The sequence below is a fragment of the Tumebacillus amylolyticus genome (genome assembly GCF_016722965.1).
In the GTDB taxonomy this organism is placed as follows: Bacteria; Bacillota; Bacilli; order Tumebacillales; family Tumebacillaceae; genus Tumebacillus; species Tumebacillus amylolyticus.
The window spans coordinates 595,963-616,393 of sequence record NZ_JAEQNB010000001.1; the positions used below are offsets into that span (position 1 = coordinate 595,963).

Consider the following 20,431-nt stretch of genomic DNA (forward strand, 5'->3'; position numbering starts at 1 on the left):
AATGGCATTGCTGGGATCTTCTCTTAGTTTAGGCTTGTGGACGGTATCATCCACGTGGATTGGCTTGATTGTTGGATTTTGCATGATGCTGTGGTTCGTTCAAAATGAGACGCGCAAGGCAGGCTATGACGGAAAAAAGTTACGTGAAGCGGTAGGGGATAGTGTTTTCTATGGTGTTTTCGCTGCGCTGTTAACCCCCATATTTGTCATCCCGCGAGAGGTTCTGGATCGTCCGTTTCAGATTTTGCTGGGTGGATTGATCCCATATGCATCATGGGTAGGTTGGACAATCGGACTTGTGTACTTTTTCTGGAGACTGCGAAAGCAACAGATCCCGTGGACGACGCTGTTGGACGTTTTGGTGCCAGCATTTCTGGCAGGCTGGAGCGCTTATTCGTTGCTCGTTGTGGAATATGGAACTCGTACCGGGATGTTCTGGGGAGTGCAAGTCTCTGATGGGGTGTATCATTCTGTGAACCTCTATCGTTTTGTCCTCTTCGCAGTCGCGGTTGGAGGTTTGGTCAGGTGGATGCCACTGTCGGTGAAGGGGAGAAGGGGTACCTTCGCACTCGTCATTTTTGGGTTCTCAACACTGCTACTCTCTCTTGTTCAGTTTAATCAAAACCTTTGGTTGTACCTTACCCCATTGCAGTGGGTGGCCCTTCTGTCTGGGGTCACAGGGATTTATTTGTTGAACAAGGAACGTGAGGAGGAAGTGAACAGTGACCCCAAAGAAACGAATCTTGATCATTGAAGATGAGTCGAAAATCGTTGACGTGATCCGATCCTATTTGGAGATTAATGGGTATGACGTATCCGCCGCGGAAAACGGGGAGGAAGGGTTAAGGTTGCATGCAGACCAGCCGTTTGACTTAATCATTTTAGATCTCATGCTACCCGGTATATCCGGTGAAGAGACTTGCAAGCGGCTGCGGACGATGTCCCGCGTGAGCATCATCATGCTGACGGCCAGGTCGTCCGAGCAGGACAAGATTGCGGGGTTAGGCCTTGGAGCAGATGACTATATGACCAAACCGTTCTCGCCCAAGGAACTTGTGGCTCGTGTGGCAGCGGTGTTGCGGAGAGCTACCCAAGACGACCTGTTGGCCGAGCAGTTTTATCTCACAGACCAGTTGGTGCTGGACAACCGAACCAAAGAAGTTCGGAGGAACGGTGAGACCCTGAATATTACTCCGACAGAGTTCAAAATCTTATATACCTTACTTCAACACCCGAAGCGCTCGTTTTCACGATCGGAGTTGATCGAGAAAGTATTTGGGTTTGATTTTGAAGGCGAGGATCGTGTCATTGATACCCACGTCAAAAATTTGCGGAAAAAGATCGAGGATGATCCGAAGAATCCTCAGATTGTGATCGCCGTGTATGGAGTTGGGTATCGGTTGGGAGATAACGTTTTGTAAACTCGAATCCATGAATCGGAGGGGAGTCGCTTGAGCCGGTATGTTGTGACAGGCGCAGGATTTGTTCTTGTTCTGTGTCTAGTGGTCCTGTTCCGTGCAACATGGCGGGCATGTTACACGAACAGCATATTGAGTCAGTTGACAGGCCCCCTGGAGGGTTTTGAATCAAAAGCCGCAGGGCAACCGCGATTCAGATTCAAGACAAGTCCGGTAAACTGAAAAAAGGGTTGCCTCTGTGAGAGGCAACCCTTTTTTTCGGGCAGAAGCTTATGTCCAGACCGGAGCAGCCGCCGTGGGGGGGTACTAGAGAATGTATTTTAGGACATCTCTTGTCCGCAGTGTAACAAGGAACTATGTGGTTTTTATGAACAATTAGTACTGGGCGGAAGGGTACGCTCCAACCAAACCCGACAACTAACGGGTCAACCGGCTTATCTCGGTGCGAAGTCGTATTTCTAAACAATAAAAAAAGAAGCGAGTTCGCGAAGAACTCACTTCAAAGGGGAAAACAGAGAGAGTTACTCTCTGTCTTCTTACCATCCGTTTATACTATATCACTAAAAAGTGTGGTTTTAGTGAAGAAGCGTTCAATAAAAAAATGGCAAAAGCTCCGAAAACGACAAAGGGAGGTCGTCGGAGCTTTTGCTAGTTGAGAAGGAAGTTCTCTCAAACATTCTACCACTTGAATATGTGGTTTTCGTGAAGAATCGTGGTCTTATCGCCTAACAATAAATCGCCAGGTATTCAGGTCAAAAACGTAACGCAGGGCAGCCGCAAAAAAGCCAATCGTTGGCATCGGGTCTTCTGCCGACAGTGTGTCGTCGGGCAAACTAAAGTTCCAAAACGATGGAGACATCTGGTGACGATCTTTGTTACTCATGTAGTGAAGAAGATCGCCAGGTAAGAGCGCACGTCCTTGTACGCCCGTTTTGTATTTCAAAACAGGCTCAGTGTCTAAGCAAAGTGCGTGTCGATATAGAAGTGTGGGAAAGTCAACCCCACAGCGAATGGCCAAGTGAACGGAGCTCCAAAACCGCGGATTGATTTCCATGAGCTTCAGTTCGCCATTGCGTGGGTCCAACATAAATTCTACGTCTACCACACCATACCAAGGCAAGTTTTCCATGAGTTGCACAGCATAGCGAAGAGCTTCCGGGTACTCGATACTTTCATGGACTGTGCTCGGACCTCTCTCAATTGGATAGTTGCGAATCTGTTTTTGTACGAACGAGCCGGTTAATCGGTGGATAGAGTCATAGAGTAGGCATATGTCAAACTTAGGCCCGAATGGGATATATTCTTGCAAAAGCGGATTCGGGTAGGTTCTATGGATGCCAGGATAGATCTGGAGCAGTTCCTCCTGATTGTTGACGATTCTGACTCCACGGGAACCTGAACTTTTCCGGGGTTTGATCACAAGCGGGTAGGTAAGGTGTGCTGTCTGAACTTGCAAGTCGTGCAGATTCACTTCTCCTTGAAACATGAGTTCTAATGTTTGAGGATGAGGAATACCAGCCTGCTTGGCCAATCGAATCGTCTCACCTTTGTCGCTTGCAATCAGATAACTGTCCAAAGGGGGAACAGGTAAAGCGCAATGCTCCCGAAGCTCCTCTTGGTTACGGACTGCAATTTCCATTGTGTCATCGTCCATCGGGAGAAATACATCTACTTTTTCATTACGTAATAACTCGCGCAACCATTTGTAAAAGTTCTCGGGTTCCTTTTGCGGGTCCGGGTATAGGATGTTTTTGGAGCAAAATTTCGAAAACCCACTTGTATGGAATCGGATCTTCTCTCCGACAACGATACGGTTCCCTTGGCGCCCTAACGATCGTGTCACCGCAAGGGTTTTGCTTAGCATGCCGTTCGTGCAAAAAACGGTTTTCATACAGTCCCCCTCAAATGTTTCTCAGAACCGGGTAAATCGTCGAACCAGGCTGCTTCCTGAGAACAGGGAAGTATCATCATTTTACCGTAGTCGCCTTCCTTGGACTGGTGGTACTTTAAATAGGCCATACCGTTTTCAATCGCAAGTATTTCAATTTTTCCAGAAGAATGACTCATCACCAAGCGGACCCGTTTCCCGAAACCGGAGGTTTTACTCTTCGCTTCTTCGACGAGATCGTAGATGCGTTTCAAGGGCAGAACAAAGGCGGAATTTCCAACAACAGGTCGGTTCACGAAGAAATAATAAGGTGCCACGCCTGCCCAAGATAGTCGATTTAGCAACTCGGCAAGAACACCAGCATGATCATTAATACCACGGAGAATTGGTGTTTGATTCACGAGAACCACACCGGCACTCTGCAGAGCATTGAAGCATTGGAGAGCCTCGGGTGTAATCTCTCGTGGATGATTGATATGCGTAACCACATAGATTCGTTGGTCCGGTCTTGAGTATTTTTTGAGCACTTCGAGTACGTGTTCATCTTCATAGATTCTCATCGGATTGAATACAGGAATTTTTGAGCCGATCCGAATGACCTTGACATGGTCGATTTCTCTGAGGCTTTTTAGGATTGCTTCTATTCTAGCGGTGGACAAAGTCAAGGGGTCTCCACCAGTGAGCAACACATTATTGATCTCCGGGTGTTGTTGGATGTAGGATAACCCTTTTGAGATGTCAACTGTAGATTCATGAACGTCCTCTAAAAAAAGGCGTTTTCTAAAGCAGTAGCGACAATACGCTCCGCACACCTCAGAAACGAGCAGTAGTGCTGTCGTTTCATACTTGTGTTGGCAACCAGGTGCAACATAGTTATGTTCTTCATCTGAAGCGTCCCAGCGTCCGTATTCAGCAAGCTCATCTTGGTGGGGAATAACTAATTTGCGAATAGGGTCCGAAGGGTCTTCCCAATTGATGAGTTTCAGATAATAATCATTGGCCCGAAAGGCAAACTGAGAGGTGACCTCTTGCAACTGATTTCGTTCTTCTTCCGAAATCTGAATGACCTTGTTAATATCTGTGATGAATTGTGGTTTTCGCATTTGTTTTACCTCCGGAAGGTTGGTGGTTGTATTGTACTTCATGGTTGTGTGGTTTTGGTGAACTTGCAAGCGTCCTCACCACAGTAATAGAAAATGAAAATACCCTGTTGGAGAACGGGTCGCAATCCTCAGACCGGTCAGGAAATCACCATTCCGGGTGGTGCGATCCCCGCTTTCAAGCCGGGGAACAAATTGAAAGAAGCTGCGAAGGTCTAAGAAAGAAAACCATCGGGGAACTTGACCCGATGGTTTTTTTATTCACGATGCACTAGGGGGAATTTAATCAATGTAACGGCTTTCTTATGCATCTGTGATATGGTAAAAATAAAAAGGGTGAGAGTTGATTGACAAGTGGAGCAGAGGTTGGGAACGAAAACATACGTTAGATGAGATCAAGGACCTATACGCCTACTATGATCAGTGCGATGACGATACGTTGAACTATTATTTGCTGAGCCATGAGGTTAAGCAAAAATCGTATGAGAACGCTGCCGCTATGATCAATTTCTCGTTTGGCTCAGCTCTGCTGCCAATTTTCGTGGCCTTGCTGGCTGCCGGTTCTGCAACAACGGGAGCATGGATTACGCTACTGAACCAGTCTCGCAGCTCTCCTGGCGCTTATGGAAGCAATGAGTCTGGGCAATTCCTAGATCGTGTAACGGTTGTGTTAAACAAACTATGGCAGTCGAACTACTACTTTCTTCTTTGGTGTTTTGTGGCCTTTTTAGCCGTGATTTTCACAATTCATGTTCGAAGATCAAGGAGATTGAGAAGATATCTGGTCATTCAAAAGGTAATTGCAGATCGTGAGAAGCGCCGAGAGTGTGATGAAGCAACAGTAGTGAATTACGTGAAAAGGAAATATCATTAGTTTACGATGGGGATGTTCAAGTTAGGAGGGAAGTATAGTATGAATTACAGATTGATAGCTACACATGTAGGAGACCTACTAAAATATGACGTAAGCATAAATGTGATCAATCGAATTGCAGGGGCACTGTTTGCATTCCAACGAGACGTGTTCCAAAACGAATCGATAACATCTGAAAGAGCAAAATTAATTTTTGATTGGGCACTCTCTCTCGAAAGACAATCAATAAACCCAGAGGAGAGGGATAGATTGCTTTTTCAGTTCTGTCTTCAGATGGCACCGCCTGACAAAGTTGAAGAAGTACAAGCGATATTCGCAAGGCACGATTTAGGACGAAATAGAAATGCCAATGAAGAAGATCTCAATCTCTTCCAAAGCAGGAGCTTTCATCTGGAGGTTGTGCGCCATTGCCAAGATCTCTTCGTTCAGGGTAATTATTTTCATGCAGTCTTCGAAGCATCCAAAGCTTATAATCTTGCTGTCAAAACAAAGGCCAATAGTGGAAACGATGGGTATAGCCTTATGATGGAGGTATGGGGATGTCCAAATGGGGTTCTAAAGCTAACGGAATGCCAAACGGACACAGATCGAAATGTTCAGGAAGGAATCAAGTTTTTGTCCGGTGGCCTGATGAAAGCAGTAAGAAACCCAACCGCACATGAACCTGCAATTTCTTGGCCAATTGATCGTCAGGACTGTTTAGATAACTTGAGTTTTATCTCGTTTCTGTTTAGAAAATTAGATGCTTCTGTGTATAGTCCCTAGTGTCGTGTCGACCTATATCGTGATGCGTGCATTAATATAGAAAGGACCTCAAATTTGAGGTCCTTTTTTGTGGAGGCAGCCACATTTACTGCGGCGACCCCGTACGCTTCTCATACTGCTTTCGCCAACCATAAGGGGTCATACCCCGCGGCTTGAAAACCGACAGGATCGTGGCCACGAACACCGCCAGCAGGGCGAGACTAGAAACGACTACGAGTTGAATTTGCACTTGGAGATCGGCACTGGACAAAGACGTCTTTGCGGCTATGTTTGCCAAGTAATGAATGGGCTGCAAATGCACCAACAAACCGATGGTAGAAATGATGGTGATCAAGAGTTTCATCAGGATCCAATAATGCCGGAACAGGCCCCACTCAGATCCAAGTGATGAAACAATCCCTGTTAGTAGGGCAGCGAGGCAGAACGGGACGATGACGAACCGGGAGATGACCTCCATTGCAAGATAAGCGGAACGCGCCATCTGAGTATCTTCGCTGATCAGACCGGTAACAGCGAGAGCAAGGAAGCCAACAACCGTGCCGAGCCAACCGACTGAGGAAATGATATGAGCTGTAAGCACGACCTTACGGAGGCGGGGTTTCATACTCAATGCATATGGTGGCCGAGGCCACCGAAACTGTTGCCGGTGAGATGCAAGATGACAAAGAGCAGGACCAAGAGGAGGCTGATCACCCCGGACACCTTCACCCAGCGTGGAGTGCCGGGGTTCGATCCGTAATCTGGCTTGTTCATGTCCTCCTCTGTCGCGAGTTGCTCAAAACTTTCGCTCATTGAGTAATCCTCCTCATGATTTTATGATCTGTTCGTGCAAAACTAGTATAGCAATGTTGCGTGAACAGACGGTGAACGGAGGTTTACTCTCCATATTTGGCTTTGTTCGGAGCGACAGGCAGTGTAAAGGTAAAGGTAGTGCCCTGTCCCACTTCACTTTCGACATGGATATCTGTATGATGAAGGGCTACGATGTGCTTCACAATCGACAATCCAAGCCCTGTACCCGCCTTTTTCGTGCGAGACTTATCAGCTTTATAAAATCGCTCCCAAATAATTGGAAGGTCTTCTTGTCTGATTCCCGGTCCATCATCTCGGATCGAAACCACCGCTTGTTTTTCTTTTTTCAAAAGCAATACGACGGTGCTGCCGGGCGGCGAGAATTGTACGGCATTTTGAATCAAATTGACGATCACTTGATCAATTCGATCCAGATCAGCCAATACAAGGATGTCCTCTGATTCATCAGATATCAATTCAACATTGACTTGCTTAAATAAAAAATCAGGCTCCATGCGAGCCACGACGAGACGAACCAGCTCCGATAAATTAAAGATGTCTGGTCGGATCTCCAACTGCCCCGCTTCTATTCGGGCCATGTCCAGTAGATCATTGACCAGCTTTATCATCCGTTCGGTTTGTTCTTTCATGACCGTCAAATAATGACGCTTTCGGGCATCGGGAATCGTGTCATCCAGAAATGCCCTAACAAACCCATGGATGGAAGTGAGAGGAGATCGTAAATCGTGAGAAACATTGGCCACGAAATCCTTTCGCATTTGATCCAAACTGGCTAATTCTTGAGCCATATAATTGAAGGTATCCCCTAATTGAGCCAACTCATCATTGGTTGTGACATTCACTTTTCGATCAAATTGACCCTTGGCGATCTCATAGGCGGCCCGGTTCATTTCTCGAAGAGGGGCGGTGATTTTTTTAGAGAGGTAGCAGGTAAACAAGCCTGTGATGGTAAAGGAAATCATGGAGGCCAGTGCAAACAAGTGCTTCAATTGGTTGAAATCTCTTACTGAGTCTGGATGTAGATGCATGCCGGTTAGACTGGTTTGAAACAACAAAAAGTAGGCCGCCGCAAGGACGAGATGCGATACGACGATAATTACGATATAGGTGAGAAACAGCTTAGAGAAAATACTTTTGATTCGAATCATTGGTTGTCCACCTCGAATTTATATCCAACTCCGCGTATGGTCTTTACTACCCAATAGGAGTTGGGGTTCCCCAATTTTTCTCGAATCCTCTTAATGTGTACATCAACAGTCCGCGGATCTCCCTCAAAATCCAAACCCCATAACTCATTCAACAGTTGCTGACGTGTGAATACTTGATTGGGATGTGAGGCGAGAAAGTAGAGCAGATCCATTTCCTTGGGCGGTAACACGACTTCCTGATCTGCATTGGTAACTTTGTATTGATGAAGGTCAATCCTCAGCAAGGGTAGGTCAACGACCTCATTTGCATCCAACATTGGATTGACGCGCCGTAGCACTGCCTTCATCCGAGCCAGTAGTTCGTTCGGATCAAAGGGTTTCACCAAATAATCATCCGTACCGAGTTCGAAACCTTTCAGTTTATCGCAGTTTTCGCCTTTCCCGGTCAACATGATAACAGGAGTCTTATTGAATTTTCTTATTTCTTTGCAAACTTCCCAACCGTCCAACTCAGGCATCATAATATCCAGGATGACAAGGTCCGGAAGACTGTCATAAAACATTTCTACTCCTTTCATGCCATCGTTTGCGACATTAACTATATATCCGGCTTTTTCAGCGTATAACATGATCAAATCACAGATGTATGGATCATCTTCCATAACAAGAATTTTTATCTGTTTGTTCATTCCACGGCCCCCATTTCTCCTACATTATATAGTATCAAGTGATTATGAACGGAAAGTGAATCAATACGTACCATATCGAGAATCTCCTCGACATGGTCTCGGTTGCGACAGTCGAATCAGAGTTGATGAGCCTTGCTCTTACCTTCCAAGAATGCCTTTTCATGAAGAATCACAGATTCATCATACTTTCCGTCTATACTGGTGGGAACCTGAGAGATAGAGGTGGTTGGTTATGTTTCAAAGAAACGCAACGATCCTGGTGGTAGATGACGAGCGGCAGATGCGAGCTTTGATCCGGTCCGCTCTTGAAACTGAAGGAAGGGAAATCATTGAAGCTGCTTCCGGAGAGGAGGCTCTCTCACTCGTTCATCGAACACATTTTGATCTGATCATTTTAGATATTATGATGCCCGGGAGTGACGGTTGGGAGGTTTGCTCGCGGGTGCGTGAACATTGTAACGTCCCGATCTTATTTTTATCGGCGCGCAATGAAACAAGGGACAAGGTTCGGGGGTTGCGAATCGGGGCCGACGATTATTTGACCAAGCCATTTGATTTGGAGGAGTTAGCCGCGAGAGTGCATGCGCTTTTGCGAAGATCAGTCGCAGAATCTATTGATTCGGCAGACAACGAAGAAATCCACCTCCATGAACTTACGATCCTGCAGGAATCGAGGGAGGTCAAGGTCGACGGCCGCCAAGTTGCCTTCACTCCCAAGGAATTTGATTTGTTGATGCTCCTAAGCCGAAATCCCAAAAAAGCGTTCACACGAGACAACTTGCTGCAACAGGTATGGGGATTGGACTTTCACGGAGATATTCGCACAGTCGACCAACACGTCAAAAACATTCGTGAGAAGCTAAAGCGCGGCGGGTGTACATTCAACCCGATCAAAACCGTGTGGGGGATCGGATATCAAATGCAAGGCAAGGACGGGTTGTCATGAACCGGATTTCCGTCAAACTCGGCTTCTCCATCGTTGTGCTTTTTCTCATGGTCTATTTCCCGATTGGATATGTGGTGGATAAAGCGATGACGAGTTTTTTCTACCAGCACTCGTTTCAAGAACTTGACTCGCAAAGTGAGCAGATCGCCTTGTATATCAGGTCCCAAGGAGACCTTCGTCGAGTTCAAGACCTCCTTCCGGGGCTTCAGGTCACGTCCCGACAGACATTTGTGTTAGACGCCGATGAGCATGTGATCGCGCACTCCGGTTCTTACCCGACTGAGGTACCGTCCTTGTCGACTCAGGACTGGCAAACGGTAAAGGGGTCAGGTTCAGTTCAAAAGCAAGACACCACCACTGTGCTTGTAGCTCGTCCGATCTTGGTGGGGGAAACGCTTCTGGGAGCTGTCGTTATGACCGCTCCGCTTGAAGATATCGCTGCTTCGATCACTCGTGTCAGGAGCTTTTTGCTGTTGGCAGGTATCGGTGCTTTGTTTTTGGCCTTGGGTTTTACCATCGTTCTTTCAAGGCGATTGTCTGCTCCGCTGCTTCAGTTGGAACGGGTCACGAGGCAAATTGCACGTGGGGAGCTAGATGTGCAGGTAAAGTTGGCGTCCGAGGACGAGATGGGATCATTAGCTCAGGCGATTAACAGTTTGGCGGCTGATTTGAAACAATATCGGGACAGCCGTGCCGAATTTTTTGTCAACATCTCACATGAGCTGCGAACGCCTCTCACGTACATTGAAGGGTATATACAGGTGCTTCGAAATAAGCCTGATCAGACTGCAAGTACCTTGCAGATTCTCGAACAGGAGGCCAAGCGTATGCGTCTTCTCGTCAACGACCTGTTTGATCTGGCGCAATTGGAAGAGGGCAAACTTGCCTTGCTCCAAGAATGGGTCGATCTCTCGGAAATTGTTGACACCACGATACAGAATGTGAAGGCGCGCGCGAACGAAAAGGGGGTCAAGATACTTTTCGAAGAAGACCCCGTCTCTTTAGTTTATTTGGACGGCTACAGGGCGCAACAGATTCTGTTGAACCTGCTCGACAACGCGTTACGGTATACAAATGAAGGGATGATTTGCATTCGCCTCACAAACCGTGAAGAGCATGTACTCCTGTCAGTGAGAGACACGGGGATCGGCATCCCGCAGGAGGAACTGCCGTATATTTTTGACCGCTTTTATCGTGTGGAAAAGTCTCGGTCCAGAGATACCGGCGGAACGGGGCTGGGGCTTTCTATCGTAAAAAAATTGATCGACGTGCAAAACGGCAGGATCGAGGTTCGAAGTCAAGCCGGTTGGGGGACGGAATTTGTCTGTACGTTCCCGTTGTCAGAGGAGGGGAAGTCGGAGTGAAACTGTTGGAATGGTTGGTCGTCATGTTCTTGATTGCGGCCGGGCTGTACTGTCTCTCCATGGCGGCAACTGGGATGAGCATGGGAGCTGGTTCGGATCATTGGCTGCACACCCTGCTTACTGTGTGCTTGTGGACCGCGTTTCCTTTGATCGCCGTGGGAATTTGGCTCGCGGTTCGGCATTTTAAGAAAAAGTGAGACGTTCGAATCTCAGTCACGAATCTATCAAACTTTCTACACACCTGTCCGCTATGATAAACGCATGTACTTGAGAGGGAGGAAATCAAGATGTGGTTCAATGTTGCGGCCATCGTGTTGGTGACGGTGGCATGTATTGGGTTTACCTATAACAAACGGAAGAGACTGACCTGCATGACGGGTATGATGATTGCGATGACGATCGGGATGATGTCGAGTCTCTCGCTTGGTTTGTTGCTAGGGGTGCTGTTCAAGCACGATCTAACCCAAGCCACGATCGGGGCCGTCACGTTTGGTGCCCTCGCTGGATATCTAGCCGGGAAACCAATTAGTCTCATGGCCGCACTAGACGGAATGATGGCTGGAATCATGGGCGGTATGATGGGCGCGATGCTTGGGGTTATGTTGCTCGTTCCGCAGACTATGATCTGGTTCGTGGATTTCTTGTATGTTGTTATCACACTCTTGCTTATCAAACTGATTGAGGAAGAAACGGCCACATCTCGCGAAGCAAAACATGGCCAACCTTCATACGCTCGAACGTTCGGCATGTTTGGGGTTGCACTCCTCGTGGCAGGGCTTTTACTTGCTGCAAAATTTGGTTTGTTCCAGCAAGAGCAGACACCTACTACGCCGGCACCGGAATCCGCTGTTGCTCCTCAGCAATCTGAGCAGACATCGGGGGACTTCCAAACTGCGACGGTCAATGTCAGTACATCCGGTTATGGGCCACAGAACCTCGTCTTGAAAGCAGGTGTTCCAACCAAGATCAATTTTAAAACCCAATCCAATGCCGGCTGTCTCCGGCAAGTGCAGTCGGAGAGCCTCGGGCTGGACAAAATTCTGGAAGCTGGTGACAACTACGTCACACTTCAAGCTTTGAAGCCGGGTACGTATCAGTACGCATGCGGTATGGGTATGTACAGTAGTACCATAACGGTTAAATAAAATGGGATCAAAAAAATAAGTAAAAAGGACATTCCTCTGGTGGAGGGATGTCCTTGTTTTGTAGCCGCCCTAGTGTTCATGAGGGTGTTCGTGATCGTGTTCACGCTCTTCATCCGCACAGAGAATGGTGTTTTTGTGCGGGTGCTCTACGTCTTCCATTTGGATTGTGACGTGTCCGATATTCTCATGGATGAGTTTATGTTCAATCTCCCGAAGGACACCCTGACTGGCTTGGATGGTCATGTGACCGTCGAGCACAATATGACAGGAGAGTGCATTTTTGCCACTGGTAATGCTCCAAACGTGGAGATCGTGAACATCGTGTACACCTTTTACGGAACGAATCGAATCAGCTATCTCCTGGATGTTGATGCCATTAGGTGTACCTTCCATCAAAATGCTGACGGTTTGTTTTACAATTTTCCATGCTCCAAACGCGATCAGAATCGCGATCAGTACGCTGAGAATCGGGTCTACCACGTACCAACCGGTGAACAGGATAATCAAACCACCGATGATGACACCAGCCGAAGCAGCGGCATCTCCTAGAATGTGGAGAACGGCACTTCTAACGTTGATGTTGTCCTCCTTACTCAGGCCAAATCCTAGGTACAAGTTCATGACTAGCCCGACGGATGCGCTGATAAACATCCACGTACTGCCTACTGGTTCAGGATTTTGGAAGCGTCTGTACGCTTCCCAGAGAATAATGACCGCAATGACGATCAGAGTTGAGGCGTTGACAAAAGCCGCGAGAATGCCTGCTCGATGGTACCCAAACGTCATTTTCTCATTCGCTGGTTTCTGAGCTTGATTCATCGCGTACCACGACAATCCAATTGCAGCGATGTCTGTGAGAACATGCCCGGCGTCCGAGAGCAAGGCCAGGCTATGTGAGATCGTGGCCCCCACCAGTTCAACCACGAGAATAATCAGCGTAAGGAAGAAGGCGAGCTTCATCTTTCCAACTGGGGCGTGCGAGTGAAAAACATCTGAGTGGTCATGATCATGGTGATCATGTGTATGAGAATGATTCATTCAATTCATGCCTCCTTTGTTAGTAGTTTTCGTTTATGCGTGCGAAACATGCAACAGCCCCGTTTCAAACAGTGTCAAGACGTGTTCGTCATCGATGCTGTAATAGACCATGCGGCCGACTCTACGGTGCTTTACGAGGCGCAACGCACGCAAATTCCTCAATTGATGTGAAATTGCGGATTGCGTCATCTCCAAAGCGGCGGCAAGATCGCATACGCACAGTTCCTCTTGGATTAACGTATGGATGATTCGCAACCGGGTGGGGTCACTAAGGGCTTGGAACAGCATGGCGAGGTCCGCAGCGCGCTCTTGTGACAACTGGATGTTTCGAATTTTAGAAACGACATCATCGTGAATGATGGTGACTTCGCAACAGTCTTTGTCCAGATCTGAGGGGTCCATAGGTTCCTCCTTGTATCATATGTGCGATATATGAGCATATGTTCATGTATCTGTGATAACTGTAACTCGTGCGGCTTTTCTTTGTCAACGATAGGTATTAAGAAGAATTACGAAATAAAAGGCTGCCTCGACACACAAGGCAGCCTTTCACGTTATGGTTATTTCGTATTTTCTCGAATCGATAGCAAGATTGTGATAAGCAGAAACCCGACGAGTGCCAAAAACGGAATCGTGATAAATCCAAGCCAATTGATGTACTGGCCGCTGCAAGGAACGCCAATTGTGCAGGGGAGTATCTTTTGCATAGCCGGCACCTTTTGTTCTAGATACTGATAGAGGGGAATGCACATCCCTACGATACTTAAAGTCCGAGTATACAGAATGATTCCACGGTCGCTTCTGTAGGCTGCAATCCCTAAGAGCACAGCCAGCGGGTACATACAGATCCGTTGAAACCAGCAGAGTTTGCACGGTTCAAACAACATGATTTCGCTGAGATACAAACTTCCGCAGAGGGCTATAACAGATACGAGCCAAGCCAAGTAGAGATTGTACGATCTCAGAAAGCGCATCATTTTCCTGTTTCACCCTTGTGCTTTGGGCGCAAAATTTTGAATCATTTCACGCGTTTTCTTGGTACGGATATTAAACGCCATTTTGGCAAGATCATCAAGGGCCTTCCGTTGCAGGTAGCTCATGAAAATGAGCCTTCTATCATGGGTGGCAGTTACCAGCACATTTTACTCCGAAGGGGATGAGAAAATGAAAAGCAAGGAAAACGATATCCCACAGGTTTCACCGGAAGAAGTTTTGAATAGGTTATCCGGCATGAACGCCCCGACGATCGTGGATGTTCGAGAAAATGAGGAGGTAGCGCATGGGACGATCCGAGATGCCTTGCATATCCCTCTGGCCGACTTATCTATGTGGATTGAAGATTTGCGAGAACATGAGGAGATCGTGATTGTTTGCAAAACAGGGAGAAGAAGTACTGTAGCTTGTGAGATATTGATGGAGAAGGGGCTGCATCAAGTTAGGAACATGACTGGTGGTTTGGTCAATTGGAAGGGTGAACTAAGTATTTAAACTTGGTGAGACATGCCCTTATTGAACAGATAATCTGTGCAATTACGTAATTCCATCCGGAATGAGGTGCCAAGCTAGTATAGTAATTATGCTTGTCTTTGAAATTGATAGGTAGATACAATAATTGCGGCATGGCTAAGCATCCTGAACACTATTTGGAGCCCTATTCAACAGTCAGGTATTTGTGGCATATCGGCCAAGACCTACTGGAACGACAGGACCTGAGTATGCGCGGTAATGGTGCGTATGGACATCCTCAAACATGACATATCCCTCTGTGTAATGTAGATGGCTTCCGTCTGGCATCGGGATCGCAGGATGGGCAATCTAAGCATTGATGGTGGGGAGTGCCCCCTATCGGTTTTGGTATAAGGCGTGGGCGATCAACTTGATCGGTACCACACAAAAAAAGACTGCTTGCCGAGAGGGCAAGCAGTCTTTTTCATTACAGTTTCGTTTGAAATTCTTTCAGAGCGGCATTGAGTTGGTCGTTCAGGGTACTGAGAGCGTTTTTGTCCAGAGCTGCTGCTTGGGAGCCTGCTACTTCCGGGTTCAGGTACTTTTCGATTTTTTCGTACATGTCGGAGGAGCGCGGCTTCACACCATCTTCAAAGGTCGCCCAGGTCTCTTCGAGCTTCGGACCGAGTTCTTTGATTTTCACGTTGTTGTTGTCAGCAATCGCTTTTTTCAGATCTTCGGTGGTGGTGATCATCTTGGCGGTACCGGACTTGACTTCCTCAGTCGGAATGACTTTTTCGGACAGTTTGAAGAGCGAATCGATCAGTTGGTTGTCGACTTTGAGGATCAGGTCCTTGTCGAGCGGGGTTGCTTTTGTTGCTGCGATGGTTGGGTCAAGGCTCTTTTCGATTTCTGCGTAGAGGTCCGGGTATTTGGTTTTGACGCCGTCTTCGAAAGCACTCCAATTCTCTTCAAGTTTCGGACCGTTCTCTTTGATTTTCGCTTCATCGTTGGTGGTCACGCCTTTGCGAACGGCCTTTGCGGTTTTGACCATGGTGCCGAGGCTGGCTTTGATATCGGTAGAAGCAGCAGGTTTTGCTTGTTCAGCGGTCGCGGTGGCAGGTTTATCTGTAGTGGTGGAACCGCAACCGACGAGGGCGAAAGCGGCGATCAGAGAGAGGGTGACAAGAGACTTTTTCATGAAAAGAACCTCCTAGTTTTGGGCTTGCGTATGTGTTTTAGACGGCTGTTTTTTCCTAGAAACAACCAATACGATCAAGGCGAACAGAACAAGTGCAAACTGGGGAATTGCACTTTGCCAAGACGGGAAGAACCCGAGGAAGTCAATGCTCGGCAAGACTGACGTTGTCGTCGACGACAAGGTGCCGGCGAGTTGCAAGCTGTGCAAGCCGGTACCGGTGAATTTCAGGCAAAGATAGAACACGATGAGACTCGAAACCATGAAGAACGGGCGCATCGGCAACTTGATGCCCACGTAGAACATCAGGAACGCAACGATCACGAGGACACCCAGACCGATCACAATGCCCAACAACAGTTGGTTGATGCTGATCTGATTGACCATCCCAATGATGAACAACACGGTTTCCGTGCCTTCGCGGAAGATGGCGAGGAAGGAAAGCACTCCAAGCGAGATCATGTTTCCTTTGCTGAGTGCGGCCGTACTTTTTTCTTTCATATATTGGTTCCAGTCCGCGATGTTGGACTTGCTGTGCAACCAGTAGCTCATGTACAGAAGCATGATGGCCGCGACGACTCCTGTCCAACCGGAGATCAGGAAGTTGTTTTGACCAAAGGCCCCGGACGTGAAGATGTATTTGATGAGAATGGCGAGAACGGCACTTACTGCCAGGCCAGTTAGAACGCCTCCCCAGACCCACCGACCACCTGAGCGGTTTTTTTCTTTTTTGACGAAAGCCATCAAGGCGCCTACGACCAGCAAAGCTTCAAGCCCTTCGCGGATCGGAATCATCGCAGCATCCCACATGGTGTAGCCTGCTGTGTCGGCGATCGGGGATAAGTATTGAACCATGTTGCCAAGCAAGGTTTCTGCATCGGTCCATTTTTGGTCCGTGATCATGGCATTGGCAGTCACCATGTCGCGCTCCGTATCTGCATAGATACCTGCGGATTTGGCGACGACGACACCTTCTACGCTCAGCCAGGAGTCACGAACTTTATTTATATTGGTGAGGGCCGTTTGTTGATCTTGATCGTGAACAGACGATTTGGTTTGTTCCAAGAGGGTGATGAATTGTGCGAACGTCATGTTTTGATCGGAGATCGTATCCCCTTTGGTAAAGCGTCCCTCCACGTATTGTGCGTTGGCATCGTGTAAGCCTTGCAACGCTTTTACCACGTCATCCTGCTTATTTTGGAGTAATGCATAGTCGATTTGTCCCATGTTGGATTCAATCGCTTTGTAGGCTTCACCGGAATCGGATTTGACCGTGTCTTCGAAATCCAACCAGTCTTCGCGGAATTGATCGTATTGCTTTTGAGCTTCAGGTAAATTGCCTTGTTGTGCGGATGTTATGGCATGCTCGATGAGTGCTTGTGCCTTTTGGACATGTTCCGATCCTTCGCTTGCAGCGAATGCGGACAGTGGAGCCAACGCCAGCATGAGGAAAACCATCAGGACCGTTATTGACTTACGGAGCATCGTGCACCTCCTGAAATTTGGGTTATGTTTAATATTGAGAATCGTTTTCATTTGATCTACGGTGACAATTGTATGCGAGGGATCGGTATTCGTCAAGTGTTCTTGTATCAATTGGCACAAATGGAGGTACTAGGAGCCTATGACAATAGGAAGAGAATTCTCGTTGATTATCTTCGGAGTATGGGGTTCTTGTGAAGTCATGTGTAAATGTATGGATCGTGAACCCATCGCGCTTTTTTGATTGCGGTGTATGATACATGTGAATCTATCAGGTGTGTTTGCATTTGACACGTCATATAATTATATGTTTATATAACGATACGAGGTGAGCATACTATGGATCTAGATCTTCAAACGGAGTTCTACAAAGCGATGGGGGACAAAACGCGTCTTAAAATTTTGTCTTTGCTGCGTTCTGAGGAACTTTGTGTTTGTGAACTTGTCGAGATCGTTCAAATGACACAGCCTGCCGTTTCGCAGCATCTTCGAAAGCTGAAGAACGCCAAATTGGTGAAGGAACGTCGGGAAGGGCAATGGATCTTTTATGCGTTAGATGGGTCTCCCTATCCATTCTTAGAAGCGATCCTAACCGCCCTTCCGGACTTGAGCGAGAAAATTGAAGAACTGAAAGAAAAAGGCTTGAAGGTACGTTGCACGTAAAACTCCCATTATAGGAGGAAGAAACATGCTTGGTTTTTTCAAAAAGAACGAGGAGTTCTTTGATATGCTGAATCTGTCTGCCTCTAATGTTCATCAAGGGGCAGCCTCTTTTTTGAAGATGCTTCAAGATTTCACAGATGTAGAGCAAAAGTTTGACTACATTCAAGAGATTGAACACAAGGGCGATGCAATCACCCGTGAGGTAATCGAGAAAATAAACAAAACAACGATGACCCCGATTGATCGGGAGGATATCTCGGCCATCGCATTTACGCTGGATGAGATTCTAGACCGTATCACGGCCGTAGCAGATCGATGCTTGCTCTATCGAATTGGGACCCCAACCCCTCAACTCGTGGCGTTGGCTAAGCTGTCTACGGAGGCAACCAGTGAGTTGGTCAAAATGATCGAAGCACTTCGCCACTTGAAGTACAATGCGATCAAAGAACCGATAATGCGTGTAAAACAGTTGGAGAAGGAAGCGGACAAAATCTATCGTCATTCGGTTGCCGAATTGCTGAACGATGAGAGTCGCAACCCAATTGAAATTCTGAAGTGGAAAGAGATTTACGAGAAGATGGAGGACGGTCTTGACTTCTGTGAGGATGTCTCCAACCTTGTTGAAGGCGTCATCATTAAGCATCAGTAGCTCGTCATCTGGAAGGAGTGTTTACTACATGTCATCAATGGCATGGATCGCGGTGGCCATCTTCGTAATTACTTTGGTGTTTGTCATCTGGCAACCCAAAGGGCTCTCGATCGGCTGGTCGGCTATCGGTGGAGCGGTACTTGCTCTCCTGTTCGGAGTTGTCAGTTTTGGAGATGTGTGGACGGTTACCGGGATTGTTTGGAATGCGACGCTCGCGTTTGTGGCGATCATTTTGATTTCGCTACTTCTGGACGAAATCGGATTTTTTGAATGGTCTGCGCTGCATATGGCACGGCTTGCAAAGGGCAATGGCCGAAGGATGTTCGTGTATGTTGTGTTACTTGGGGCCGCGGTTGCAGCGCTGTTCGCCAACGACGGGGCTGCCCTGATCCTGACCCCAATCGTCTTAGCGCAGGTTCGGGCACTCAAATTACCTGACAAGATGATTTTCCCGTTTATCCTTGCTTCCGGGTTCATCGCAGATACCACATCGCTTCCTCTGGTAGTCAGTAACTTGGTCAACATCGTGTCAGCCGACTATTTCGGAATTGGTTTTGTAGAGTACGCAAGTCGCATGATCATTCCGAATTTCTTTTCTCTTTTAGCAAGTTTGATCGTACTGTACCTGTTCTTCCGCAAAGATATTCCGAAAACGTATGACTTGGCACAACTGAAAAAGCCACATGAAGCGATCAAAGAGAAGAAGTTGTTCCGACTTTCGTGGGTCATTTTAGGTATCTTGCTGGTGGGTTATCTATTTAGTGAGGCGTTCGGTATCCGTGTCTCGATCGTGGCGGGTGTCGCGGCGTTGATCTTCTTACTTGCAGCTCGCCAAAGCAAGGGCATCGAGACCCTACGCGTGGTCAAGGAGGCTCCGTGGACGGTCGTGGTCTTCTCGATCGGGATGTATGTTGTCGTCTATGGACTTCGAAATGTGGGCTTGACCGATCTACTGGGGCAACTCATCCAAGCAGCGGCCGACAAAGGGTTGTTCGTTGCAACGCTTTGGATGGGCTTCCTTTCGGCGGTGCTGTCCTCCATCATGAACAACATGCCTACCGTTATGATCGATGCCCTAGCGATCAAAGGTACGACCGCAACAGGCGTGGTGCAAGAATCGCTCGTATATGCCAATGTTATCGGGTGTGATCTGGGTCCGAAGATCACACCGATTGGTTCCCTCGCCACTTTACTTTGGCTGCACGTCTTGTCCCGTAAAGGTGTGGTCATTACTTGGGGACAATACTTCCGTAACGGGATATTGTTGACAATCCCTACCCTGTTCCTTACTCTCGTAGGGCTATATCTCTGGCTGAGCCTTATCCACTAAACCGAAAAGGATGACTACCATGACTACATTCAGAATGCACGTCGCCATCAACGTAACGGAATTGGAGGCGTCCCTTTCGTTTTACCGCGCAATGTTTGGTGCAGAGCCGACGAAGGTCAAAGAGAATTATGCGAAGTTTGAGTTGAACAACCCGCCGCTTCATTTTTCCATGAACGTGCGTCCGTACGAGAAAAATGGGGCTCTGAATCATCTAGGCTTCCAAGTCGAGAACACCGAGGCCGTTCACGCCATGAAGGAGCGTTTCCAAGCAGCTGGTCTCGTCCCGATCGACGAAATGAACACCACGTGCTGTTACGCCGTTCAGGATAAAATCTGGGTCCATGATCCGGAGGGTAACGCGTGGGAGGTATTCTACACGCGGGAAGACTCTGAATTCGAATCAGCCGGTGAAGCGGCTGTTGCAGGTGTATGCTGTGCTCCTGCTCCAGTTGATCTCATTAACTTGGATTAGTCT

Annotated in this window: 24 protein-coding genes and 2 pseudogenes; 14 read left to right on the forward strand and 12 right to left on the reverse strand. The window is 47.6% G+C overall.

The window, feature by feature from the left end; translation table 11 throughout:
* The first annotated feature begins 1 nt into the window (after position 1).
* Both JJB07_RS02825 and JJB07_RS02830 read left to right on the forward strand, forming a co-directional pair.
* A complete protein-coding gene (locus JJB07_RS02825) occupies positions 2 to 754 on the forward strand; it encodes a hypothetical protein (protein ID WP_201630933.1) in 753 nt (250 codons plus the stop codon).
* Positions 723 to 1,421: a response regulator gene (locus JJB07_RS02830; RefSeq protein ID WP_201630935.1), complete on the forward strand. Its 699-nt coding sequence runs from the start codon at positions 723 to 725 to the stop codon at positions 1,419 to 1,421. Before JJB07_RS02825 ends, JJB07_RS02830 begins: the two co-directional genes overlap by 32 nt.
* A 715-nt stretch (positions 1,422 to 2,136) precedes the next feature.
* Here the strand turns inward: JJB07_RS02830 and JJB07_RS02835 are convergent.
* Both JJB07_RS02835 and JJB07_RS02840 read right to left on the reverse strand, forming a co-directional pair.
* Positions 2,137 to 3,309, reverse strand: a complete 1,173-nt coding sequence (locus JJB07_RS02835; RefSeq protein WP_201630937.1) for a carboxylate--amine ligase — start codon at positions 3,307 to 3,309, stop codon at positions 2,137 to 2,139.
* On the reverse strand, positions 3,306 to 4,409 hold the full coding sequence (locus tag JJB07_RS02840; RefSeq protein WP_201630938.1) for a KamA family radical SAM protein: 1,104 nt from the start codon (positions 4,407 to 4,409) through the stop codon (positions 3,306 to 3,308). The genes JJB07_RS02835 and JJB07_RS02840 overlap by 4 nt, the downstream gene beginning before the upstream one ends.
* Before the next feature lie 111 nt (positions 4,410 to 4,520).
* Here JJB07_RS02840 and JJB07_RS02845 point away from each other — a divergent pair.
* The 3 genes and pseudogenes from JJB07_RS02845 to JJB07_RS02855 all read left to right on the forward strand — a co-directional run.
* Positions 4,521 to 4,625: pseudogene (locus JJB07_RS02845) on the forward strand (HU family DNA-binding protein); the annotation flags it as partial.
* A 124-nt stretch (positions 4,626 to 4,749) separates the two neighbouring features.
* Positions 4,750 to 5,280 (forward strand): hypothetical protein, encoded by a 531-nt coding sequence (locus JJB07_RS02850; RefSeq protein ID WP_201630940.1) that lies wholly within the window; start codon positions 4,750 to 4,752, stop codon positions 5,278 to 5,280.
* Between the two features lie 39 nt (positions 5,281 to 5,319).
* Complete coding sequence (locus tag JJB07_RS02855; RefSeq protein ID WP_201630941.1) at positions 5,320 to 6,045, forward strand: TIGR02391 family protein; 726 nt, start codon at positions 5,320 to 5,322, stop codon at positions 6,043 to 6,045.
* 85 nt (positions 6,046 to 6,130) lie between these two features.
* On the opposite strand, the gene JJB07_RS02860 is transcribed toward JJB07_RS02855, so the two are convergent.
* From JJB07_RS02860 to JJB07_RS02875, 4 genes are all read right to left on the reverse strand, one after another.
* Positions 6,131 to 6,649, reverse strand: coding sequence for a DUF2269 domain-containing protein (locus JJB07_RS02860; protein WP_236587571.1), 519 nt, complete (start codon positions 6,647 to 6,649; stop codon positions 6,131 to 6,133).
* 2 nt (positions 6,650 to 6,651) lie between these two features.
* The gene (locus JJB07_RS02865; protein WP_201630943.1) at positions 6,652 to 6,837 is read right to left on the reverse strand and encodes a hypothetical protein; all 186 of its coding nucleotides are present in this window, start codon (positions 6,835 to 6,837) and stop codon (positions 6,652 to 6,654) included.
* 83 nt (positions 6,838 to 6,920) lie between these two features.
* Positions 6,921 to 8,006 (reverse strand): HAMP domain-containing sensor histidine kinase, encoded by a 1,086-nt coding sequence (locus tag JJB07_RS02870; protein WP_201630945.1) that lies wholly within the window; start codon positions 8,004 to 8,006, stop codon positions 6,921 to 6,923.
* The gene (locus JJB07_RS02875) at positions 8,003 to 8,695 is read right to left on the reverse strand and encodes a response regulator transcription factor (protein WP_201630947.1); all 693 of its coding nucleotides are present in this window, start codon (positions 8,693 to 8,695) and stop codon (positions 8,003 to 8,005) included. Before JJB07_RS02875 ends, JJB07_RS02870 begins: the two co-directional genes overlap by 4 nt.
* 232 nt (positions 8,696 to 8,927) lie before the next feature.
* Here JJB07_RS02875 and JJB07_RS02880 point away from each other — a divergent pair, with 232 nt between their 5' ends.
* The 4 genes from JJB07_RS02880 to JJB07_RS02895 all read left to right on the forward strand — a co-directional run bounded on the left by JJB07_RS02880 (position 8,928) and on the right by JJB07_RS02895 (position 12,150).
* Complete coding sequence (locus tag JJB07_RS02880) at positions 8,928 to 9,641, forward strand: response regulator transcription factor (protein WP_201630948.1); 714 nt, start codon at positions 8,928 to 8,930, stop codon at positions 9,639 to 9,641.
* On the forward strand, positions 9,638 to 11,005 hold the full coding sequence (locus JJB07_RS02885; protein WP_201630949.1) for a sensor histidine kinase: 1,368 nt from the start codon (positions 9,638 to 9,640) through the stop codon (positions 11,003 to 11,005). The genes JJB07_RS02880 and JJB07_RS02885 overlap by 4 nt, the downstream gene beginning before the upstream one ends.
* Positions 11,002 to 11,202, forward strand: a complete 201-nt coding sequence (locus JJB07_RS02890) for a hypothetical protein (RefSeq protein ID WP_201630950.1) — start codon at positions 11,002 to 11,004, stop codon at positions 11,200 to 11,202. Before JJB07_RS02885 ends, JJB07_RS02890 begins: the two co-directional genes overlap by 4 nt.
* Positions 11,203 to 11,292: 90 nt before the next feature.
* Positions 11,293 to 12,150, forward strand: a complete 858-nt coding sequence (locus JJB07_RS02895; protein ID WP_201630951.1) for a cupredoxin domain-containing protein — start codon at positions 11,293 to 11,295, stop codon at positions 12,148 to 12,150.
* Between the two features lie 69 nt (positions 12,151 to 12,219).
* Here JJB07_RS02895 and JJB07_RS02900 read toward each other — a convergent pair whose 3' ends face one another.
* From JJB07_RS02900 to JJB07_RS02910, 3 genes are all read right to left on the reverse strand, one after another.
* A complete protein-coding gene (locus JJB07_RS02900) occupies positions 12,220 to 13,188 on the reverse strand; it encodes a cation diffusion facilitator family transporter (RefSeq protein ID WP_201630952.1) in 969 nt (322 codons plus the stop codon).
* Positions 13,189 to 13,221: 33 nt separating this feature from the next.
* Positions 13,222 to 13,590, reverse strand: coding sequence for an ArsR/SmtB family transcription factor (locus JJB07_RS02905; protein ID WP_201630954.1), 369 nt, complete (start codon positions 13,588 to 13,590; stop codon positions 13,222 to 13,224).
* 158 nt (positions 13,591 to 13,748) lie between these two features.
* Complete coding sequence (locus tag JJB07_RS02910; RefSeq protein ID WP_236587573.1) at positions 13,749 to 14,165, reverse strand: disulfide oxidoreductase; 417 nt, start codon at positions 14,163 to 14,165, stop codon at positions 13,749 to 13,751.
* 187 nt (positions 14,166 to 14,352) lie between these two features.
* Between JJB07_RS02910 and JJB07_RS02915 the strand changes: the two genes are divergently transcribed.
* Positions 14,353 to 14,676, forward strand: coding sequence for a rhodanese-like domain-containing protein (locus tag JJB07_RS02915; protein WP_201630955.1), 324 nt, complete (start codon positions 14,353 to 14,355; stop codon positions 14,674 to 14,676).
* Between the two features lie 189 nt (positions 14,677 to 14,865).
* Here JJB07_RS02915 and JJB07_RS24350 read toward each other — a convergent pair.
* The 3 genes and pseudogenes from JJB07_RS24350 to JJB07_RS02925 form a co-directional block, all read right to left on the reverse strand.
* A pseudogene (locus JJB07_RS24350) lies at positions 14,866 to 15,016 on the reverse strand (YmaF family protein); the annotation flags it as partial.
* A 105-nt stretch (positions 15,017 to 15,121) separates the two neighbouring features.
* Positions 15,122 to 15,835, reverse strand: a complete 714-nt coding sequence (locus JJB07_RS02920; RefSeq protein ID WP_201630956.1) for a hypothetical protein — start codon at positions 15,833 to 15,835, stop codon at positions 15,122 to 15,124.
* A gap of 12 nt (positions 15,836 to 15,847) precedes the next feature.
* Entirely contained in the window at positions 15,848 to 17,317 is a 1,470-nt protein-coding gene (locus JJB07_RS02925) for an FTR1 family iron permease (protein WP_201630957.1), read from the reverse strand.
* 336 nt (positions 17,318 to 17,653) lie between these two features.
* Here JJB07_RS02925 and JJB07_RS02930 point away from each other — a divergent pair, with 336 nt between their 5' ends.
* Genes JJB07_RS02930 through JJB07_RS02945 form a run of 4 tightly spaced genes read left to right on the forward strand, consistent with a single transcriptional unit; the run spans position 17,654 to position 20,428 of the window.
* Entirely contained in the window at positions 17,654 to 17,977 is a 324-nt protein-coding gene (locus JJB07_RS02930; RefSeq protein ID WP_201630958.1) for an ArsR/SmtB family transcription factor, read from the forward strand.
* A 25-nt stretch (positions 17,978 to 18,002) separates the two neighbouring features.
* Positions 18,003 to 18,626, forward strand: a complete 624-nt coding sequence (locus JJB07_RS02935; protein WP_201630959.1) for a DUF47 domain-containing protein — start codon at positions 18,003 to 18,005, stop codon at positions 18,624 to 18,626.
* Positions 18,627 to 18,663: 37 nt separating this feature from the next.
* The gene (locus tag JJB07_RS02940) at positions 18,664 to 19,956 is read left to right on the forward strand and encodes an arsenic transporter (RefSeq protein WP_430727212.1); all 1,293 of its coding nucleotides are present in this window, start codon (positions 18,664 to 18,666) and stop codon (positions 19,954 to 19,956) included.
* 19 nt (positions 19,957 to 19,975) lie between these two features.
* Complete coding sequence (locus JJB07_RS02945; protein ID WP_201630962.1) at positions 19,976 to 20,428, forward strand: ArsI/CadI family heavy metal resistance metalloenzyme; 453 nt, start codon at positions 19,976 to 19,978, stop codon at positions 20,426 to 20,428.
* The last annotated feature ends 3 nt before the right edge of the window (positions 20,429 to 20,431 follow it).

Excerpts from the sequence above, each read along its gene's own strand:
- JJB07_RS02910 (WP_236587573.1), bottom strand. The coding sequence starts at position 14,165 with ATGATGCGCTTTCTGAGATCGTACAATCTCTACTTGGCTTGGCTCGTA.
- JJB07_RS02825 (WP_201630933.1), top strand. The coding sequence starts at position 2 with ATGGCATTGCTGGGATCTTCTCTTAGTTTAGGCTTGTGGACGGTATCA.
- JJB07_RS02860 (WP_236587571.1), bottom strand. The coding sequence starts at position 6,649 with ATGAAACCCCGCCTCCGTAAGGTCGTGCTTACAGCTCATATCATTTCC.
- JJB07_RS02900 (WP_201630952.1), bottom strand. The coding sequence starts at position 13,188 with ATGAATCATTCTCATACACATGATCACCATGATCATGACCACTCAGAT.
- JJB07_RS02870 (WP_201630945.1), bottom strand. The coding sequence starts at position 8,006 with ATGATTCGAATCAAAAGTATTTTCTCTAAGCTGTTTCTCACCTATATC.
- JJB07_RS02930 (WP_201630958.1), top strand. The coding sequence starts at position 17,654 with ATGGATCTAGATCTTCAAACGGAGTTCTACAAAGCGATGGGGGACAAA.
- JJB07_RS02865 (WP_201630943.1), bottom strand. The coding sequence starts at position 6,837 with ATGAGCGAAAGTTTTGAGCAACTCGCGACAGAGGAGGACATGAACAAG.
- JJB07_RS02915 (WP_201630955.1), top strand. The coding sequence starts at position 14,353 with ATGAAAAGCAAGGAAAACGATATCCCACAGGTTTCACCGGAAGAAGTT.
- JJB07_RS02920 (WP_201630956.1), bottom strand. The coding sequence starts at position 15,835 with ATGAAAAAGTCTCTTGTCACCCTCTCTCTGATCGCCGCTTTCGCCCTC.
- JJB07_RS02925 (WP_201630957.1), bottom strand. The coding sequence starts at position 17,317 with ATGCTCCGTAAGTCAATAACGGTCCTGATGGTTTTCCTCATGCTGGCG.
- JJB07_RS02940 (WP_430727212.1), top strand. The coding sequence starts at position 18,664 with ATGGCATGGATCGCGGTGGCCATCTTCGTAATTACTTTGGTGTTTGTC.
- JJB07_RS02880 (WP_201630948.1), top strand. The coding sequence starts at position 8,928 with ATGTTTCAAAGAAACGCAACGATCCTGGTGGTAGATGACGAGCGGCAG.
- JJB07_RS02835 (WP_201630937.1), bottom strand. The coding sequence starts at position 3,309 with ATGAAAACCGTTTTTTGCACGAACGGCATGCTAAGCAAAACCCTTGCG.
- JJB07_RS02855 (WP_201630941.1), top strand. The coding sequence starts at position 5,320 with ATGAATTACAGATTGATAGCTACACATGTAGGAGACCTACTAAAATAT.
- JJB07_RS02885 (WP_201630949.1), top strand. The coding sequence starts at position 9,638 with ATGAACCGGATTTCCGTCAAACTCGGCTTCTCCATCGTTGTGCTTTTT.
- JJB07_RS02905 (WP_201630954.1), bottom strand. The coding sequence starts at position 13,590 with ATGGACCCCTCAGATCTGGACAAAGACTGTTGCGAAGTCACCATCATT.
- JJB07_RS02895 (WP_201630951.1), top strand. The coding sequence starts at position 11,293 with ATGTGGTTCAATGTTGCGGCCATCGTGTTGGTGACGGTGGCATGTATT.
- JJB07_RS02875 (WP_201630947.1), bottom strand. The coding sequence starts at position 8,695 with ATGAACAAACAGATAAAAATTCTTGTTATGGAAGATGATCCATACATC.
- JJB07_RS02840 (WP_201630938.1), bottom strand. The coding sequence starts at position 4,409 with ATGCGAAAACCACAATTCATCACAGATATTAACAAGGTCATTCAGATT.
- JJB07_RS02945 (WP_201630962.1), top strand. The coding sequence starts at position 19,976 with ATGACTACATTCAGAATGCACGTCGCCATCAACGTAACGGAATTGGAG.
- JJB07_RS02935 (WP_201630959.1), top strand. The coding sequence starts at position 18,003 with ATGCTTGGTTTTTTCAAAAAGAACGAGGAGTTCTTTGATATGCTGAAT.